We start from the raw sequence: 18,504 nt of genomic DNA, 5'->3' as shown, positions 1-18,504 counted from the left end.
CGCTCACACCTCGTCGCTCATGCGTTTTCTTTTGTTCTACGCATGTTCACGTTTTGTGTCAACTGGGTCGCGAAACGTTCTAGATGGGCAGGTAAAGCACGTCGTCACCGACATCCCGCGGGGGATCTTCCGGAGGCCGTACCAAAAGCGCGTCAGCCTGCGCAAGAACACTGAGCAGAGAACTATCCTGATCCTCACAGGCGCGAATTCCGTCCTGATCCAGTGTCGCGCGCATATAATGCTCGCGCGGGCCATTGGCTTTTATCGGTTCAGCCAGTTTTGCATGCCGGAATGCAGGCAAGGCATCATTTAGGCCCAACATCCGGCGGATCATGGGGGCAATAAACAGATATCCGCAGACCATGGCACTGACCGGATTTCCGGGGAGGCCAACCATTGCGCTGTTACCCATACGGCCCGCCATCAGCGGTTTTCCGGGGCGCATCCGGATTTTGTAGAAAGACCGTTCCAGCCCGAGGCCCTGCGCAACATCGCCGACCAGATCGTGATCGCCCACGGATGCGCCGCCGATTGTGATCACCAGATCTGCGCTAGCAGCCAGATCAAACGCCGTTTCCAGCGACGACACCGTATCGCGCGCAATTGGCAGAACCCGGACATGTGCCCCAAGCTCCTCCAGCAAAGCCTTGAGGCCAAAGGTATTTGACGCGATGATTTGGTCTGGTCCGGGTGTTTCGCCCGGCATCACCAATTCGTTTCCAGTCGAGATCAACGCGACCTGCGGTTTACGCGTGACCGGCACCGAGGCAATGTTCATCGCCGCCATCAGAGCAACGTCTTCGGCCCGGATGCGGCGCGGTGCGTCGATGGTTGTTCCGGCCGTGAAATCAACGCCAACTGGGCGGATGTTGGTTTTGGGACCCGGTTCGTCGGTGATTGTAATCAGATCGTCGCGCCGATCTGCATCCTCTTGAATCACAACGAAATCGGCACCTTCGGGAACAGGTGCGCCGGTAAAGATGCGGACGGCCTGTCCGGGGCCGACTTGCCCAACAAACCGATGCCCGGCTGCGGCCTCGCCGATGACCTTGAACATCGCGTGTAGTTCGACCTCAGCGGCCTTGAGGGCGTATCCATCCATCGAAGACGACCGAAAGGGCGGCTGGTCCCGCGTGGCGGCGACATTCTGCGCCAGGATCCGCCCGGGTGCTTCGATAAGGGGAATAGTTTCGTGTGGAAGTGGTGCCACAAGATCAAGCAGCAGAGCGCGGGCTTCGTCGACAGTAATCATTCCGCCTCATAACGTCCTGATTTGCCGCCGTCTTTCAGCAAAACCCGAATGCCGCCAATTTCCATTGACTTATCAACGGCCTTTGTCATGTCATAGACGGTCAGCGCTGCGGTTGATACTGCCGTCAGTGCCTCCATCTCAACCCCGGTCTGGCCCGAAGTCTTTACCGTTGCCTCGAGGCGAACACCTGGAAGGTCAGGGTCCAGTGACAATTCGACGGCAACCTTCGTAACCGGCAGCGGGTGGCACAGGGGGATCAGATCGGGGGTCTTTTTGGCCCCCATGATCCCAGCGAGACGAGCAATACCCAGAACGTCGCCCTTTTTGGCGCGACCTTCACTAATGATATCAAAGGTTTCCCGCGCCATTTTGATGTGACCTTCGGCGACTGCAATGCGATCGGTCACCGCCTTGTCCGATACATCAACCATATGCGCCTGGCCTTTGGCGTCGAAATGCGTCAGCGGCATCACATTACTCCGGGGACCAGAGGGTTCGCCAAAAGTGCCTGGGTTGCAGCTTCGACGTCGTCCTGACGCATCAGGCTTTCACCAATCAGAAAACAACGAGCGCCGTATCGGGCAATGTCAGCCAGATCAGCGGGCGTGTTCAGACCGCTTTCGCAAACTATTGTACGATCACCGGGCACAAGTTTGGACAGACGTCGGGTTGTGTCCAACGACGTCTCAAAGGTTTTGAGGTTGCGGTTATTGATCCCGATCAGCGGGCTTTTCAGTTGAGTTGCTCGCTCCAGCTCTTCTTCATCATGTACTTCGATCAGAACGTCCATGCCCCAATCAAAAGCGGTTTGCTCCAGCTCAGAAGCCTGTGCATCCCCGACCGAGGCCATGATGATCAGAATGCAATCCGCGCCAAGTGCGCGCGCCTCGACCACCTGATAAGGGTCGTACATGAAATCCTTGCGCAGCGCGGGTAGGGAACACGCGTCGCGCGCAGCTGTCAGATACTCTTTGGCGCCCTGAAAGCTGGGTGTATCGGTCAAGACCGACAGGCAGCTGGCACCACCAGCCTCATAGGCATTGGCGAGTTCAGGCGGGTTGAAATCCTCTCGGATCAAACCTTTGGAAGGGCTTGCTTTCTTGACCTCGGCAATTAGACCGTAACCCCGACGCGTCGCGGCGTGAAGGGCGTTGGCGAAACCACGTACCGGAGAGGCACCGCGCGCTTCAGCCTCCAGATCATCCAGTGATTTCAGCTCTTTATCCGCTGCAACTTCTTCAAGTTTATAGGCTTTGATCCTGTCCAGTACAGTTTCGGTCATGCAGCTTCCTGTGTGATTTTGGCCAAAGCGGCGATCTTGTTTCTGGCGTTTCCGCTGTCAATGCTTTCTGCGGCCATGGCGACACCTTCCCGGAGGTCGCTGGCGGCATTGGCCACAACCAGAGCGGCGGCAGAATTCAGCAATACAGCATCCCGATAGGCAGATGGCGTGCCGTCCAGCAGGGCGCGGAAGGCAACGGAATTCTCTTCGGGCGTACCGCCAACGATGTCTTCAAACGGGTGAACCGACAGGCCCGCATCTTCGGGGTGCAACTCAACCTCTTTGACGATACCATCTTCCAAAGCGGCAACCCAGCTCACGCCGGTGATCGTCAGTTCGTCGGTACCATCTGACCCGTGCACCAGCCATGCCCGCTCGGCCCCTAGAACGCCCAGTGTTTCGGCCATAGGGCGGATCAAGTCGCGGCTGAATGCGCCGGTCAGCTGCCTTTTGACACCTGCCGGATTGGTAAGTGGGCCAAGGATATTGAAAATCGTGCGCGTCCCAAGTTCTTGCCGGGTCGGCATGACGTGGGCGATGGCCGGATGATGCATGGGCGCCATCATAAAGCCTATGCCGGTTGAATTCAGCGCTTTTTCAACAGTTTCCGGGCCAACCATCACGTTGATGCCCATCTGACCAAGCGCGTCGGCAGCGCCGGATTTGGAGCTGAGATTGCGGTTGCCATGCTTGGCGACCGTTACACCGGCACCAGCCACAACAAATGCGGTCGCCGTTGAAATGTTCAGCGTACCTTTCCCGTCGCCCCCGGTGCCGACGATGTCCATCGCACCCTCAGGTGCTGTGACTGAGTTGCACTTGGCGCGCATGACGGCGGCCGCAGCGGCATACTCATCCACGGTTTCGCCACGTGTTCGCATTGCCATCAGCAAACCGCCGATCTGACTGGGCGTGGCTTCACCTTCAAACAGGATCGTAAAGGCTTGTTCCGCTTCGGCGCGGGTCAAAGGGCGGTCTGCTGCCGCTCCGATCAGCGGTTTCAACGCGTCGCTCATGCGGGGACTTTCATTTCATTCAGGAAATTCCTGAGCAGGGCGTGACCGTGCTCGGATGCGATGGATTCAGGGTGGAACTGAACACCGTGAATCGGCAGCTCTTTATGCTGCAGGCCCATGATTGTTCCATCGTCCAGTTCGGCGGTAATCTCAAGGCAGTCGGGCAGCGACTCACGCTCGACCACCAGCGAGTGATAACGGGTCGCTTCGAACGGTGACGGCAGACCGGCAAACACGCCTTTGCCGGTGTGGCGCATGGTTCCCATCTTGCCATGAACGATTTCGTGGCAACGAACCACTTTTCCGCCGAAGGCCTGCCCGATGGTCTGATGCCCAAGGCAAACGCCCATCAGCGGGATACCGGTTTCAGCCGCAGCTTCGGTCAACGCCAGACAAATTCCGGCCTGATCGGGGTCGCAAGGCCCTGGGCTTAAAAGGATTCCGGCGGGTTTCATCGCCATCGCTTCCTGCACGTCCAGCGCATCGTTGCGGTGCACTTCCATTTCGGCACCAAGCTCACCCAGATAGTGAACGAGGTTGTAGGTAAACGAGTCGTAGTTGTCGATCAGCAGCAGCATTTGGCTCTTGGTCTCGGCTTTGGCAATTCGGGCTGGCGGTACAGCCTTGGTACACGGTATAATGTCGCGACATACATGCTCAGGCTTGTGCGGCAGCGTCAAGGGGACATCCATCCCAAGTCGCTTGTGCAGGCAAGCGCCGCATAAGACGGCATATGTGCAATTGAGGCGAACGACGAGATCAGAGGCAACGAAAATGGGCGGTTTTCTCGGAGGTATGATCGCGGGTGCGGTCACGGTTCTTGCTGTTGGTGCGTATTTTTCCCTGACGTCGCCACTGCCGGTCCGGACGAACGTTGCTGTCTCTGCTCAACAGGTGGCACCAGCAAGTGAACCGGAAACGAACAGTGACGTCAGCGATCCCGGCGCAGATGCCGATCTGGTGGAACTGGCCCCGCACGCACCGCAAGGCGCCAAATCCCGGCCGGATACGCTTTCGGCACTTGATGGGGCGGATACCGTGCCCACGGAACGTCCGGATGTGGGCGCGGCCACGGATGGGCTAACACAGCCTGACAGCGGTCGATCCGAAACAGTTGAGATCGCTGCCGTCGCGCCGATCGCACCTGCACAGCCCGGTCCCGCGCCAAAGTCGCCACAAGATGACGTTCAGCCTGTGGTAGTTGATGATGAACCCGCCACACCTTCGATCTCCGAGGCGGTTGTGGTGCCGGAACCCGAGGTGCAAATCGAAAACGAACAGCGCGCACCTGAAATCGCCCTGCAGACAGACGAGGAATCAGCCACCCCGCAATCAAAAGCAGCCGATAGTTCCGAAGGCCGGACACTTCCCAGGCTGGCAGCGGTTCCTCAGATCGGAAGTGAGCAGTCGTCGCAAACCCGCAAAATCGCCGGAAAGCGGGTCGTTCCACTGACTGATCGGGATGATTTTCCAAGTGGCGAGGAGCAGTCACAGACGGCGAAAAAGCCAATTGAGGCTTTTGCCGCCAGTTTCGATAATCCCGACGACAAACCGTTGATGTCCATCGTTCTGATTGACTTCGAAGGCGCATTTGGTGCCGAAGCGTTGCAAGGTTTCCCTTATCCGCTGAGTTTTGCCGTCAGCCCGACCGATCCAGAGGCCGCAGAGAAAATGGCGCGCTATCGTTCAGCAGGGTTCGAAGTTCTGGCCTTGGCGGACCTTCCCGAAGCTGCAAGCGCACAGGATGCGGAAACATCCCTTTCAGTCTGGCTGGATGCCCTGCCTGAAACGGTTGGAATTCTGGAAGGCGTCGACACAGGCATTCAGGGCAACCGACAACTAGCGGATCACGTCGCCGCCATCGCTGGTGGGACCGGACGTGGGCTGCTGACCCAGAACAATGGATTGAACACCGTACAAAAGTTGGCCGCCCGCAGTGGCATTCCCGCCAGCGTCGTTTTCCGCGATTTCGACGGGGCGCAGCAGGACGCCAAAGTAATGCGGCGTTTTCTGGATCAAGCCGCGTTCCGTGCAGGGCAGGAAGGTGCGGTCGTCATGCTTGGCCGGGTCCAGCCTGAAACCATCTCGGCCCTTCTGCTTTGGGGGCTCGAGGACCGGAGCAGCCGTGTGGCAATGGCTCCGATCTCAGCAGTGTTGATGAACGAAATCCAATAGGGCGCCTTGATACAGCCCCCTAAGGGGCTGCACCGTTTCGTATTCAGTGGTTGCCCGACCCAGTAAATCGCGACGCATCTGCGGCCGCGCGTCTGATGGCATTGGATTTATGCACCGTTTCCATATATTCGGCCTCGGGGTCACTGTCATAGACAACGCCGCCGCCCGCCTGGATGTATAGTTTACGATCCTTGACGATGGCCGTACGCAAGGCAATGCACATGTCCATGTCACCGCCGGCGCTGAAGTAACCTACGCCACCGCCATAGACACCGCGCTTTTCAGGCTCAAGCTCGTCAATGATTTCCATCGCGCGGACCTTGGGGGCACCCGATACCGTACCTGCAGGCATTCCAGCGAAAAACGCGTCCAGCGCATCTTTGTCTTCGGCCATCTCACCGACGACATTCGACACGATGTGCATCACGTGACTGTAGCGTTCGATGATGAATTTCTCGGTCGGGCGCACCGTGCCGATCTTCGCCACGCGACCTGTATCGTTGCGGCCCAGATCCAGCAGCATCAAATGCTCGGCCAGTTCCTTTTTGTCGGCCAGCAGATCGGCTTCCAATGCGCGATCCTCTTCCGGGGTGGCCCCGCGCGGGCGCGTACCTGCGATGGGGCGGATGGTAACCTCATCGCCGAAGACCCGAACAAGAATTTCTGGGCTGGCGCCGACAACCTGAAACCCGCCGAAATTGAAGTAGAACATGAAAGGCGAAGGATTCGTCCGACGTAGCGACCGGTACAGCGCAAACGGCGGCTGAGGGAAATCCTGTGTCCAGCGTTGAGCTGGAACCACCTGGAATATGTCACCGGCCCTGATGTACTCCTTGGCCTTTTCAACCGCTTCCATATAGCCGGATTTCGTGAAATTCGACACCGGCGGTGCAACTTCGTGCGCGTCGCCTAGATCGCGTGTTTCGGCGGGCATGGCCCGCTCCAGATCCCGGACGGCGTCCATGACGCGCTCGGCAGCTTGGGCATAGGCCGCCTTGGCCGTTTGACCATCGCTGACCCACGCAGGCGAAACAACGGTTACTTCGCCCTTAACGCCATCCAGAACGGCGACAACGGACGGCCTCAGCATCACTGCATCCGGCAGGCCCAGCGGATCAGGGTTGACGTTTGGCAGGTATTCTACCAGTCGCACCATGTCATAGCCCAGATAGCCGAATAGACCTGCAGCGGCCTGCGGCAAATCTTCGGGCAGGGCAATTCTGCTTTCCGCAAGCAGTGCTCGCAGGTTGTCCATGGGATTGCCGGACTGCGGTTCAAACGCATCCGCGTCGAACCGCGCAGACCGGTTGAGTGCTGATGTTTCTCCGTGGCAACGCCAGATAAGGTCGGGCTTCATGCCAATGATCGAGTACCGGCCCCGCACCTCGCCGCCAGTGACGGATTCAAGCATGAATGCGTCCTTCTGGGCACCGGTAAGCTTTAACATCAGCGAGACCGGAGTATCCAGGTCGGCGGCAAGCCGGGTGTACACGACCTGATTTTCACCGGCCTCATAGGCGCGAGCAAAAGTATCAAAATCTGGGGTCAGGGCCATGTCCGGTCTCTTGGAACGTCAGTTGTAATTTGCCTGCACGGCGTTCAGCGCACGCTGATCCACCGTTGGGCGGGCGCGGGTTTGCGCATCCTGGACGTAGATATTGAAGATGTTCTGCGCCAGGGCCTGATCCAGCTGGGCAGCCAGTGCTTGCTGCATCTGCTCAAGCTCAGCGGATTCGGCGGGTGGCAGTTCTTCATCCAGACGCACGATCAATGCCGTGCCGTTCCCGGCAACAACACGCAGTTCGCCCGGTTCCATTTCAAACACCTGAGGCATGAAATCGACGGGGACATCTTCCAGAAACGCCGTTCTGGTCAGACCGTTTTCGACCCGGAAGGGCAGTCCGATTGCGGTGAAATCCCCATCAGTGGCCAGTTGGGTCAGTACAGTGTTGGCCTGATCCTGCAACGCTTTGCTGGTCTCGTCCTGTACCCAGGCCGCAATAACCTTGTTGCGTGCACTTTCCAATGGCTCTGGCCGGGGTGCCAGTTCTTCGTCCAGACGCAGGGCAAAGATCGACCCGTCTTCCAGAAATGCGATTTCAGGAAAGTCACCTTCAGCCACGGCTTCAGCAGCCAGCCGGAAACCACCATAGGCGGCCACACCATCTGTGCTTTGGGTGGTCCAGTCGATTTCTCCCAACTCCATCTCGGATTCAGAGGTCACTTCTTCGAGTGTTGCACCGCCTGCCAGAAGGTCGTTGATATCCTCGGCCTGTGCCTCAATCAGACGACGGGCGCGGTCGGCAGCCAGTTCGTCGCGAAGTTCGGCCTGAGCTTCTTCAAAGGTGACGACCTGTTCGGCAAGTGAGCCGTTGATCCGAAATAGCGCGGGGCCAAGCGAAGAGGGCAGCGGGCCAACAACATCGCCCACTTCTGCGGCAAACACATCCGCAGCAGCTTCACCAAGATCATCAACGGTGACATCACCCAGATCCGTATCGCTCAGCTCAAGCCCGCGATCCTGAACCAGTTGCTCGAACGTGGTGCCGCCAACTTCGACCTGCGCCAGTGCGTCTTCTGCACTGGCTTCGTCAGAGAAAACAAGGCGTTCAACCAACCGGCGCTCGGGCTGCTGATAGGTCGACTTACGTTCGTCGTAACGGGCGCGCAGCGTATCCTCATCAATCTCAATCCCGTCCAGCAACATTTCCGGCGCAAGCAACGCGTATGTCAGGCGCTTGGTGCGGGGCAGGGTGAATAGATCGGTGTTTTCATCATAGAACGTCTGAACTTGCTGGTCCGTCGGTTCTGATACCGGGGTCGTCAAGGCATCTGCGCTCAAGGTGGCAACGGTGAAGCTGCGGCGCGCATGTACGTAGTCTGCCAGCGCCTCTACCATGGCCGGGGGCATGGTTACGCCGCTTGAGACTGCATTCTGAACGATGGTTCTGGCCGCTTCTTTCCGCAGGTCATCTTCGAATTCCGATTCCGACAATCCGGCCTGTTCCAGAGAAAACCGATATCCTTCGCGATCGAAGTTACCATCGACACCCTGAAATGCGGGGATGGCCACGATCTCTTTCTGCAGGTTCTCATCGCCGATCGAGATACCGATCTGTCCAACTTCGCTGTCCAGAGCGGCCAGTGCGACAAGGCGTGACAACGCGAGTTGATCAAGGCCAAACTCCCGCGCCTGAGACATTTGCAGCGGTTGCCCAGTCTGAGCTTCGATGGCCCGAATTTCGCGCTGAAGCTCCCGGACATAATCATCGATGCTGACGGATTCATCACCCACTTCGGCCACTGTTGTGACAGTTCCCGAGAGATTGACGGCACCAAACCCTGCTAGGCCCACGATCAGCAGACCCATCAGGATCCAGACAAAGGTTTTTGAAAAGCTTTTCATGCCTGCGGCCATGGTGCCCTCTTGTTTTGTGGCTGGTCTCTGCCCTGTCGATTGCGGCCCTGAATACGACGCGCGCCGCCGGGGGGCAAGCTCAGAAGGACAACGCCTGAAGACGCATGAACATTTCTTCGATTCCCGAACGGTCCAGATTGGCGAACGCGATGCGAACCTGTCTTTGTCCCATGACGTCATGATCCGGCATGAACATCGTGCCAGGGAGCAGCAGAATGCCTGCTTCACTAACCAACCTGCGGGCCAGTTCGTCCGAAGGGATGTCAAACGGATGCTCGAGATAGGCAAAATACGCGCCGAGCCCCAGCAGCTTCCAACCTTTGGACTGCAGCGCGGGCATGCCATCGGAAATAGCCGCGCGGCGGTCAAGTATTTCAGCCCGTTCACCGGCCAGCCATTGGGAAAGGTTCTGTATTCCCCAAAGGGCCGCAAACTGGCCAATCTGACCGGGGCAGATGGCGACCGTGTCCAGGAATTTTTCGATTTCGGCCAAAAGGCTAGGGCTTGTTGCGACGGCGCCGACCCGGTGGCCGGTCAGCCGGTAGGCTTTGGAAAACGAATAGAGATGAACCAGCGTGTCATCCCACTCATCAGCCGTGAACAGCGAATGGGGCGCACCATCGCGGCTGTCAAAATCCCGATATGTCTCATCCACAAGCAGGCGAATGCCGTGTTCCCGGGCCAGATCAAAGAACGCCAGTACCAGCTCCGCGGGATACTCAACACCGCCGGGATTGTTCGGCGTTACCAGAGAGATGGCACGCGTCCTGTCAGTGATAAGCGCTCGTGCCTTGTCCGGGTCGGGCAGCAGATCGTCACCAGTTGGCAGGTCAACCGACCGCACACCGGCCATGTCGAGCCACATCTTGTGGTTAAAATACCAGGGCGTCGGCAGAATAATCTCGTCCCCTTCACCAGTGATGGCTGAGATCACTGCCGAAAAGGCCTGATTGCAGCCCGAGGTAATGGCAACTTGATCAGCCTGAACAGTGGCATGATAGTGTGCGCCAATCTGGTCTGCCAATTCCACGCGCAGGTCATCATTGCCCAGAACCGGACCATAAAGATGCGCGCTGTCCTGAGTTACGGCGAATTCAGCCATGGCCTGACGCAGGGCCAGTGGTGGTGGATCAACCGGAGCGGCCTGACTGACATTGATCAGAGGGCGATCAGCTGAAAACGTAACGCCATCAACCCAGCGGCGCGCTTCCATCACGGGCGGGGCGAAGGTGGCGGCAGTGCGGGTCAGGGGCATAAGAAATCCGTGCAGTTCGTGCGAGGCTCTGCCTCACGCTCCGAGGTGTCTATTTTAAGCAGACGAAGGGATCAGTCCGTGCCGCGATATGGCTCGACGTATTGCAAGGCCATATCCCATGGGAAAAAGATCCATGTATCTTGGCTGACCTCGGTGATGAACGTATCCACCATTGGGCGTCCCTTGGGTTTGGCATATACCGTTGCGAAATGCGCCTTGGGGTACATCTGGCGCACAAGGTCCAGCGTTTTGCCGCTGTCCACCAGATCGTCGATGATCAGAATGCCGGTGCCGTCACCCATTAATTCCGAATCCGGTGATTTCAGTACTTCTGCCTGACCCTGCTCCTGGTGGTGATATGAACGAACACTGATGGTGTCGACGGTGCGGATGTCCAGCTCTCGGCTGACGATCATCGCTGGTGCCATGCCACCGCGGGTGATCGCCACCACTGCACGCCAGGCGCCGTCGTCTGGGCCTTGTCCGTCCAGCCGCCAGGCCAGCGCCCGCGCGTCGCGGTGAATCTGATCCCAGCTGATGTGAAAGCCCTTTTCGTGGGGCAGGCGATCCTTGGCGCTCATCTCGGTTATCCTTTTTCTACATCCGGCGCATCGACGGCCTTCATGCCGACGATATGATAGCCCGAATCCACGTGCAGATTCTCACCTGTCACGCCGCTGCTGAGATCGGACAGCAGGTACAAAGCCGAGTTGCCGACGTCATCAATGGTTACATTGCGGCGCAGCGGCGAGTTGTACTCGTTCCATTTCATGATGTAGCGGAAATCACCGATGCCACTGGCGGCCAGTGTCTTGATCGGCCCTGCCGAGATAGCGTTGACGCGAATACCGTCCTTACCAAGGTCTTCGGCAAGATATTTCACCGACGCTTCAAGTGCGGCTTTGGCGACGCCCATGACATTGTAATGGGGCATCACCTGCTCGGCACCGTAATAGGTAAGAGTGATGGCGCTGCCACCTTCGGTCATCAGCTTTTCGGCGCGTTGCATAACAGCAGTGAAGGAATAAACCGACACATCCATGGTCAGCTTGAAGTTCGCGCGCGACGTATCGACATACCGGCCACGCAGCTCGTTTTTGTCGGAAAAGCCGATCGCGTGCACGATAAAGTCCAGTTTGCCCCACTTTTCCTCCAGCGAGGCGAAAAGGGCGTCGATCGATTCTTCATCGCTGACATCGCAGGGCAGCACGATCTCGCTCCCCAGTTGTGCCGCCAGCGGATCGACCCGTTTTTTCAGAGCGTCCCCCTGATAGGAAAAAGCCAGTTCAGCTCCGGCCTCGGACAAGGCGCGGGCGATTCCCCATGCGATTGATTTGTCATTGGCCAGTCCCATGATGAGGCCGCGTTTGCCAGCCATCAACTGATTTGACATGTTCGGTTCTCCGCCTTCGTCGCGTTATGTTGAAGTGGTTTATGCCATTGATTGACCTGCTTCAAGGTCACGCGCTCTTGCCCGGCGCGGGTTCTCGCCGTAGGGTCGGGCACAAATCGTTCCAGGGGATGGAAATGAGCGAGAGAGATGGCATCTTTGCCGGTGCCGACCCGTTTGTGATTGCGGGGCGTTGGCAGGCCGAGGCTGAACAGAGTGAACCCAACGATCCCAATGCGATTGCCCTGGCGACCGTGGATCCCGATGGCATGCCTAATGTCCGGATGGTGCTGCTAAAGGAAATCGAGCCCGACGCGTTCGTGTTTTATACGAATTACGAAAGCGCAAAGGCCGCCGAACTTGACGGTGCAGGTAAGGCCGCGTTCGTCATGCACTGGAAATCTCTTCGCCGTCAGGTACGAGTTCGCGGGACAATTGCACGCGAAGATGGTATAAAGGCGGACGAATATTATGCATCAAGATCGTTAAAAAGCAGATTGGGGGCCTGGGCATCGCGCCAATCACAGCCGCTGTCCAGTCGGACGGCCCTTATGGCCGAAGTGGCCAAAGTGACCGCCAAGTATGGAACTAATCCGCCGCGCCCTGATTTCTGGGGTGGCTATCGGTTAACGCCGACTGAGATCGAATTTTGGGCCGACGGCGCGTTTCGCCTGCATGACAGGTTTGTTTGGCGGCGAGAGGAAGTTGGAATGGAATGGCAAGTGCAGAGGCTGAATCCATGACGTTCACGTATCGCGAATTGCAAGGTGCTGAAAACAAACGCTCTTTTCAGCTTGAATTTGTCCGCCAATATCCTACACATCAACCCCTTAACGACCTGTTAAAAATCGTGATGGGAAAACCGTGCCAGAAGACTTGAACAGCATGTATCGCGTTCGTGGACACGTAAAATGGTTCGATCCCGCTAAGGGGTTTGGATTTGTTGTGTCCGAGGAGGGCGGTCCGGATATTCTGTTGCACGTGAACGTGTTGCGCAATTTCGGTCAGAGTTCCGTAGCTGACGGTGCGAGAATCGAAATCATGACTCACCGGACCGATCGGGGTGTTCAGGCTGTCGAAGTCGTCAGCATCGAACCGCCCGAGCGGACCGACACGATGATGCTTGCAGATTTTGCCGAGCTTGATCCGGCGGTCATCGAGCAGGCGCCGCTTGAGGCGGCCCGTGTCAAATGGTTTGACAAGGGTAAGGGGTTCGGTTTCGCCAACGTGTTCGGCCGTGGCGAGGATGTATTCCTGCATATCGAGGTTTTGCGCCGCTCGGGTTTGGCAGACCTTCAGCCCGGCGAAGCGCTGGCTATGCGGGTGATTGACGGCAAGCGCGGGCGTATGGCCGCTCAGGTTCTTGCCTGGGAAGCAGCTCTGACTGACTGATTTGGCGACATGAAGAAAACCCTCGCGATTCCGGCCATGCTTGCACTCATGATGACCGGAGCCGTCGAGGCGGCGTGTCGACCGGATGTTGTCGATCTAAAAAACGAACAAACGACAATCCGCTTCAACATTGAGTTGGCCGCCACCCCGCAGGAACGGTCACGTGGATTGATGTTCCGCGACTCGCTCCCGAACAGGTCGGGAATGCTGTTTGTATTCGATCCGCCACAGCGTGTTGCGTTCTGGATGAAGAACACCCTGATTCCGCTCGACATGATCTTTCTGGACCAGACCGGTACCGTTGTTCATGTGCATCAGGGTGCGGTGCCGGGTGATCTGACCCCGATCGAAGGGGGGGATGACGTGTTTGCCGTGCTCGAAATCAACGCAGGCCTGTCCAGCCGCTATTCGATTCGGACCGGGACTGTCATGCGCCACGAAATTTTTTCGCAAGGTACCGCAATCTGGCCCTGTTAGGGCTTTTCAAATCAGAAACACCCCGTTAGGAAGGCGCACGGTCCGGGGCGTGGCGCAGTCTGGTAGCGCACCTGTTTTGGGTACAGGGGGTCGTGAGTTCGAATCTCGCCGCCCCGACCACTTCCACATCACTTTGGTGTACCGCCGGCGACGCGGTAAAGGCGGGTCAGCTTCCTGTCCAGCGTCTGGCTTTTCACAGGTATGCGTAGGGTGGTGCCATCTTTTTGTGGCACCGTTAGGAACAGATCCGCATCGACCTGAAACCCGACCTGATTCTTGGTCGTCGTAAGCTGAATGACGCTTTGGGGTAGTTTCAGCGTATAGCCATCGAAATTCAGGATAAGGTATGCGGTTGTCTCAGGTGGCAGGAACTGCCTGCATTCGCTGGTACTTGGGCCAATTTTTCGAAACTCCTCACCAGGATCCGTGCATGATTCTTCGAAGGCGTCGAACAACTTTTCAGGATATTCCGAAAATTGAGCACTACGAGAAACAGGGCCTGTTTCCTGTGGTGTACAGGCCACGATCATGACCGAGGCGAACAAAAGATGGAACAGGCGCATAGCCAGATTGCTCCAATTCAGAATGCTTGATGCATTTACCCTAGGCGATCTGTCGCGTTCTAGCGACCGTGATTCTTTGATGGGGGCAGAAACCGGGATCAGGGTCAGGACGTTCTGGTAACTGTGCCACAAAAAAAGGGAATTCCTGTCCGGACTAAATCCGGTGATCCGTATCAGACCATGGACAAGTCTGTGGAGGAATCGAAATTCCGTACGATGGCCCGGCAGGTCAACACAAAAGATATCAAAATCCGCGAAATTTTGCCGTTGACCTCGTAGGGGTCTATACGCCAAATTGTGTGGGCCGAATGTGCTGCCACTAAATCTGGTAGGTGATGACCAGAAAGGCAGCAGGCGAGGGACAAAGGCACAGCTATAGTTTCGTGCGACCATTCAGATGGTTTCGACCGCATTTTGCGGTGACGGGATCACTGCGCCCTAAAGTATTCGGTGCGCCGGAAAGCAGCAAGCTTACGGCATTTGTGGCGGATTGAGCCAGGTATTGAATTGGTGAAGCTAGGGCGGCGGACATGAAGATTGAAAGAAAATTTACCAAACCGGGGCAGGACGCATACGCGGAACTGAACTTTGTGTCGGCAACGTCCGAAATTCGTAACCCGGATGGAACGATCGTATTCCGCCTTGAAGGTATCGAAGTCCCTGAACGTTGGAGTCAGGTTGCCAGCGATGTGATCGCGCAAAAGTACTTCCGCAAGGCCGGTGTTCCGTCGCGCATGAAGAAGGTCAAGGAAAAGGGCGTTCCGGAATTCCTCTGGCGGTCCGTTCCCGAAGAAGGTGCCGAGTTCATTGGTGAAACATCGTCCAAGCAGGTGTTCGACCGGCTGGCGGGCGCGTGGGCGTATTGGGGCTGGAAAGGCGGATATTTCTCGACCGAGGAAGACGCGCGCGCCTATTTCGACGAGATGCGTTACATGCTGGCGACCCAGCGCGCCGCGCCGAACTCACCTCAGTGGTTCAACACCGGTTTGCACTGGGCATACGGCATCGACGGACCGGCGCAGGGGCACCACTATGTCGACTACAAAACCGGCAAGCTGACCAAATCGAAATCTGCTTACGAACATCCGCAGCCGCACGCGTGCTTTATCCAGTCCGTCGATGATGATCTGGTGAACGAAGGCGGCATTATGGATTTGTGGGTGCGTGAGGCGCGCCTGTTCAAATACGGCTCGGGTACCGGGACCAACTTCAGCCATCTGCGCGCAGAAGGCGAAGCGCTGTCGGGTGGCGGCAAGTCCTCGGGCCTCATGGGCTTTCTCAAGATCGGCGACCGCGCCGCTGGCGCGATCAAATCAGGCGGGACAACCCGTCGGGCAGCAAAGATGGTAATCGTCGATGCAGATCACCCGGACATCGAGCAATTCATCGAATGGAAGGTGATCGAAGAGCAGAAGGTGGCCTCGATCGTTGCCGGATCGAAGATGCACGAGAAGATGCTGAACGGCATTTTCGAGGCCATCCGCAGCTGGGACGGTGCGCAAGACGATGCGTACGATCCCAACAAGAACGACAGCCTGAAGAAAGCGGTTCGCGAGGCGAAAAAGGTCGCGATCCCAGAGACTTACATCAAGCGCGTGCTGGACTATGCCAAGCAGGGTCACGACAGCATCGAATTCCCGACCTATGATACGGACTGGGATTCGGAAGCGTATAGCTCGGTTTCGGGCCAGAACTCGAATAACTCGATCCGTGTAACCAACGCGTTTCTGACGGCTGTTGAAAAGGACGCCGACTGGGAGTTGATCAACCGCACCGATGGCAAAGTCGCCAAGACCGTCAAGGCGCGTGATCTGTGGGAGAAGGTCGGCCACGCCGCATGGGCTTGTGCCGATCCAGGCATCCAGTTCCATGACACCGTCAACGAGTGGCACACATGCCCCCAAGACGGTGAGATCCGGGGCTCGAACCCGTGCTCAGAATACATGTTCCTGGACGACACAGCCTGTAACTTGGCGTCGATGAACCTGCTGACCTTCCTCAAGGATGGTGAGTTCCAGGCAGCAGATTATATGCACGCTTCGCGTCTGTGGACCCTGACGCTGGAAATCTCCGTGACGATGGCGCAATTCCCGTCGAAGGAAATCGCGCAGCTATCTTACGACTTCCGCACGCTGGGTCTGGGCTATGCGAATATCGGCGGCCTGCTGATGAACATGGGCTACAGCTATGACTCGGACGAGGGGCGGGCGATCTGTGGCGCGCTGACGGCGATCATGACCGGTGTGGCCTATGCGACTTCGGCGGAAATTGCTGGTGAGCTGGGGCCGTTCAAAGGCTATGAGCGCAACGCCGACCATATGCTGCGCGTCATCCGCAATCACCGCCGCGCTGCGCAAGGTGTGACAGAGGGTTATGAGAAGCTGGCGGTCAAGCCTGTGCCGCTGGACCACGGCAACTGCCCCGACAAGCGTCTGGTCGATCTGGCCATGACGGCCTGGGATGAAGCGCTGAACCTTGGTGAACAAAACGGCTACCGCAACGCGCAGGCCACCGTGATCGCACCGACCGGCACTATCGGTCTGGTGATGGATTGCGACACAACTGGGATTGAGCCGGACTTTGCTCTGGTCAAATTCAAGAAGCTGGCCGGTGGCGGTTACTTCAAGATCATCAACCGCTCGGTTCCGTCGGCGCTGGAAAAGCTGGGTTATTCTTCGGCTCAGATCGAAGAGATTGTGGGCTACGCGGTCGGCCACGGCACCATCGGCAACGCGCCGGGAATCAACCACACGTCGCTGACCGGCCACGGCTTTGGCCCGAACGAGTTGGCCAAGGTGGACGCCGCGCTGGAAAGTGCCTTCGATATCCGGTTTGTGTTCAACCAATGGACACTGGGCGAAGATTTCTGCACCGGTGTTTTGGGCATCCCGGCCACCAAGCTGAATGACCCAACCTTCGACCTGCTGCGCCATCTCGGCTTTACCAAGGCGGATATCGACGCGGCCAACGACCATGTCTGCGGAACGATGACGCTTGAGGGTGCACCGCACCTGAAAGAAGAACACTATTCGATCTTCGACTGCGCCAACCCGTGCGGCAAGAAAGGTAAGCGTTTTCTTGGTGTTGACAGCCACATCACCATGATGGCGGCGGCGCAGAGCTTCATCTCGGGTGCGATCTCGAAGACGATCAATATGCCGAATGACGCAACCATTGAGGATTGTCAGAAAGCCTATGAACTCAGCTGGTCGCTGGGTGTAAAGGCCAACGCGCTCTATCGTGATGGCTCGAAACTGTCTCAGCCTTTGGCTGCGGCATTGGTCGAGGATGACGATGAAGCAGCCGAGGTTCTGGAAACAGGATCGGCGCAGGAAAAGGCGGTTGTTCTGGCCGAGAAGGTCATCGAAAAGGTTGTGGTCAAAGAAGTTATCCGCAGCCATCGCGAAAAGCTGCCGCATCGCCGCAAGGGATATACTCAAAAGGCGATCGTAGGCGGGCACAAAGTTTATCTGCGCACCGGCGAGTTCGAAGACGGTCAACTGGGCGAAATCTTCATCGATATGCACAAGGAAGGCGCGGGCTTCCGGGCGATGATGAACAATTTTGCTATCGCAGTGTCGGTCGGTCTGCAATACGGCGTACCGCTGGAAGAATTCGTGGATGCCTTTACCTTCACCAAATTTGAACCGGCAGGGATGGTACAGGGCAACGACTCGATCAAGAACGCGACGTCGATCTTGGATTACATCTTCCGCGAACTGGCTGTTTCTTATCTGGACCGCACTGATCTGGCGCATGTCAAACCCGAAGGCGCTGCGTTTGACGACGTTGGGCGTGGCGAAGAAGAAGGCGTGTCGAATGTCGCCGAGATCAGCGACAGCGCTGCAACCAAGTCGCTGGAGGTTCTGAAGCAGATCAGTTCGACCGGCTATCTCCGCAAGCGTCTGCCTCAGGACCTGATGGTGTTCAACGGAGGCCAGACTGAAATTGGCGGCATGTCAGAATCCTCGGTCGAATTCCAGACACAGACTGAAACTGTTGTCGTCAGCGAAGCCGCGACCGGAATGGATGCCCGCACAAAGGCGAAGATGCAGGGATACGAAGGGGACCCGTGCGGCGAATGCGGAAACTACACGCTGGTGCGTAATGGCACCTGCATGAAGTGCAACACATGCGGATCCACAAGCGGATGCTCGTGATCCGAAACTGAAAACGCACTGGCAACGGTGCGTAGGGGCCGGGGTATCCCTCGGTGATCCGGTCCCGACGAATACGGGGCGAGGCAATGCCTGAGACTTACCCAAGGCGCCTTGTCTCACTCGG

16 protein-coding genes and 1 tRNA gene are annotated in these 18,504 nt (G+C 57.4%); 6 read left to right on the top strand and 11 right to left on the bottom strand.

Annotated features, from left to right (window positions below; all coding sequences use genetic code 11):
- Positions 1 to 79: 79 nt before the first annotated feature.
- The 5 genes from ACR0NA_RS04150 to ACR0NA_RS04130 are packed head-to-tail and all read right to left on the bottom strand — an operon-like array spanning position 80 to position 4,128.
- Positions 80 to 1,252: a molybdopterin molybdotransferase MoeA gene (locus ACR0NA_RS04150; protein WP_480726309.1), complete on the bottom strand. Its 1,173-nt coding sequence runs from the start codon at positions 1,250 to 1,252 to the stop codon at positions 80 to 82.
- The gene (gene moaC, locus ACR0NA_RS04145; protein WP_480726307.1) at positions 1,249 to 1,722 is read right to left on the bottom strand and encodes a cyclic pyranopterin monophosphate synthase MoaC; all 474 of its coding nucleotides are present in this window, start codon (positions 1,720 to 1,722) and stop codon (positions 1,249 to 1,251) included. The genes ACR0NA_RS04150 and moaC overlap by 4 nt, the downstream gene beginning before the upstream one ends.
- A complete protein-coding gene (gene trpC, locus ACR0NA_RS04140; RefSeq protein ID WP_480726305.1) occupies positions 1,722 to 2,534 on the bottom strand; it encodes an indole-3-glycerol phosphate synthase TrpC in 813 nt (270 codons plus the stop codon). Before trpC ends, moaC begins: the two co-directional genes overlap by 1 nt.
- A complete protein-coding gene (trpD, locus tag ACR0NA_RS04135) occupies positions 2,531 to 3,550 on the bottom strand; it encodes an anthranilate phosphoribosyltransferase (protein ID WP_480726303.1) in 1,020 nt (339 codons plus the stop codon). The genes trpC and trpD overlap by 4 nt, the downstream gene beginning before the upstream one ends.
- Complete coding sequence (locus ACR0NA_RS04130; protein ID WP_170655766.1) at positions 3,547 to 4,128, bottom strand: aminodeoxychorismate/anthranilate synthase component II; 582 nt, start codon at positions 4,126 to 4,128, stop codon at positions 3,547 to 3,549. The genes trpD and ACR0NA_RS04130 overlap by 4 nt, the downstream gene beginning before the upstream one ends.
- Positions 4,129 to 4,324: 196 nt before the next feature.
- Between ACR0NA_RS04130 and ACR0NA_RS04125 the strand changes: the two genes are divergently transcribed.
- Entirely contained in the window at positions 4,325 to 5,725 is a 1,401-nt protein-coding gene (locus tag ACR0NA_RS04125) for a divergent polysaccharide deacetylase family protein (RefSeq protein ID WP_480726300.1), read from the top strand.
- Positions 5,726 to 5,768: 43 nt separating this feature from the next.
- Here the strand turns inward: ACR0NA_RS04125 and trpE are convergent, their stop codons facing one another.
- The 5 genes from trpE to fabI form a co-directional block, all read right to left on the bottom strand.
- Positions 5,769 to 7,280 (bottom strand): anthranilate synthase component I, encoded by a 1,512-nt coding sequence (trpE, locus tag ACR0NA_RS04120; RefSeq protein WP_480726297.1) that lies wholly within the window; start codon positions 7,278 to 7,280, stop codon positions 5,769 to 5,771.
- A gap of 18 nt (positions 7,281 to 7,298) precedes the next feature.
- A complete protein-coding gene (locus tag ACR0NA_RS04115) occupies positions 7,299 to 9,143 on the bottom strand; it encodes a peptidyl-prolyl cis-trans isomerase (protein WP_480726294.1) in 1,845 nt (614 codons plus the stop codon).
- Between the two features lie 79 nt (positions 9,144 to 9,222).
- Positions 9,223 to 10,398 (bottom strand): aminotransferase, encoded by a 1,176-nt coding sequence (locus ACR0NA_RS04110; RefSeq protein WP_480726292.1) that lies wholly within the window; start codon positions 10,396 to 10,398, stop codon positions 9,223 to 9,225.
- 71 nt (positions 10,399 to 10,469) lie between these two features.
- On the bottom strand, positions 10,470 to 10,979 hold the full coding sequence (gpt, locus tag ACR0NA_RS04105; RefSeq protein ID WP_480726289.1) for a xanthine phosphoribosyltransferase: 510 nt from the start codon (positions 10,977 to 10,979) through the stop codon (positions 10,470 to 10,472).
- A gap of 5 nt (positions 10,980 to 10,984) precedes the next feature.
- Entirely contained in the window at positions 10,985 to 11,791 is an 807-nt protein-coding gene (fabI, locus tag ACR0NA_RS04100) for an enoyl-ACP reductase FabI (protein WP_480449426.1), read from the bottom strand.
- Positions 11,792 to 11,925: 134 nt separating this feature from the next.
- Between fabI and pdxH the strand changes: the two genes are divergently transcribed.
- The 4 genes from pdxH to ACR0NA_RS04080 all read left to right on the top strand — a co-directional run bounded on the left by pdxH (position 11,926) and on the right by ACR0NA_RS04080 (position 13,777).
- Positions 11,926 to 12,531, top strand: coding sequence for a pyridoxamine 5'-phosphate oxidase (gene pdxH, locus ACR0NA_RS04095; protein ID WP_480726286.1), 606 nt, complete (start codon positions 11,926 to 11,928; stop codon positions 12,529 to 12,531).
- A 142-nt stretch (positions 12,532 to 12,673) separates the two neighbouring features.
- A complete protein-coding gene (locus ACR0NA_RS04090; protein WP_480449430.1) occupies positions 12,674 to 13,180 on the top strand; it encodes a cold-shock protein in 507 nt (168 codons plus the stop codon).
- 9 nt (positions 13,181 to 13,189) lie between these two features.
- Positions 13,190 to 13,657 (top strand): DUF192 domain-containing protein, encoded by a 468-nt coding sequence (locus ACR0NA_RS04085; protein ID WP_480726282.1) that lies wholly within the window; start codon positions 13,190 to 13,192, stop codon positions 13,655 to 13,657.
- A gap of 43 nt (positions 13,658 to 13,700) precedes the next feature.
- Positions 13,701 to 13,777: transfer RNA gene (locus ACR0NA_RS04080), tRNA-Pro, on the top strand.
- An 8-nt stretch (positions 13,778 to 13,785) separates the two neighbouring features.
- Here the strand turns inward: ACR0NA_RS04080 and ACR0NA_RS04075 are convergent.
- Positions 13,786 to 14,220 carry a hypothetical protein gene (locus tag ACR0NA_RS04075; protein WP_480726279.1) on the bottom strand — a complete coding sequence of 145 codons (435 nt, stop codon included), beginning with the start codon at positions 14,218 to 14,220 and terminating at the stop codon, positions 13,786 to 13,788.
- Positions 14,221 to 14,750: 530 nt separating this feature from the next.
- Between ACR0NA_RS04075 and ACR0NA_RS04070 the strand changes: the two genes are divergently transcribed.
- Entirely contained in the window at positions 14,751 to 18,380 is a 3,630-nt protein-coding gene (locus ACR0NA_RS04070) for a vitamin B12-dependent ribonucleotide reductase (RefSeq protein WP_480726277.1), read from the top strand.
- The last annotated feature ends 124 nt before the right edge of the window (positions 18,381 to 18,504 follow it).

The organism is Ruegeria sp. C11, from assembly GCF_056537725.1.
The sequence above is the reverse complement of the archived record's forward strand: the minus strand, read 5'-3'. Positions and strand labels throughout refer to the sequence as shown.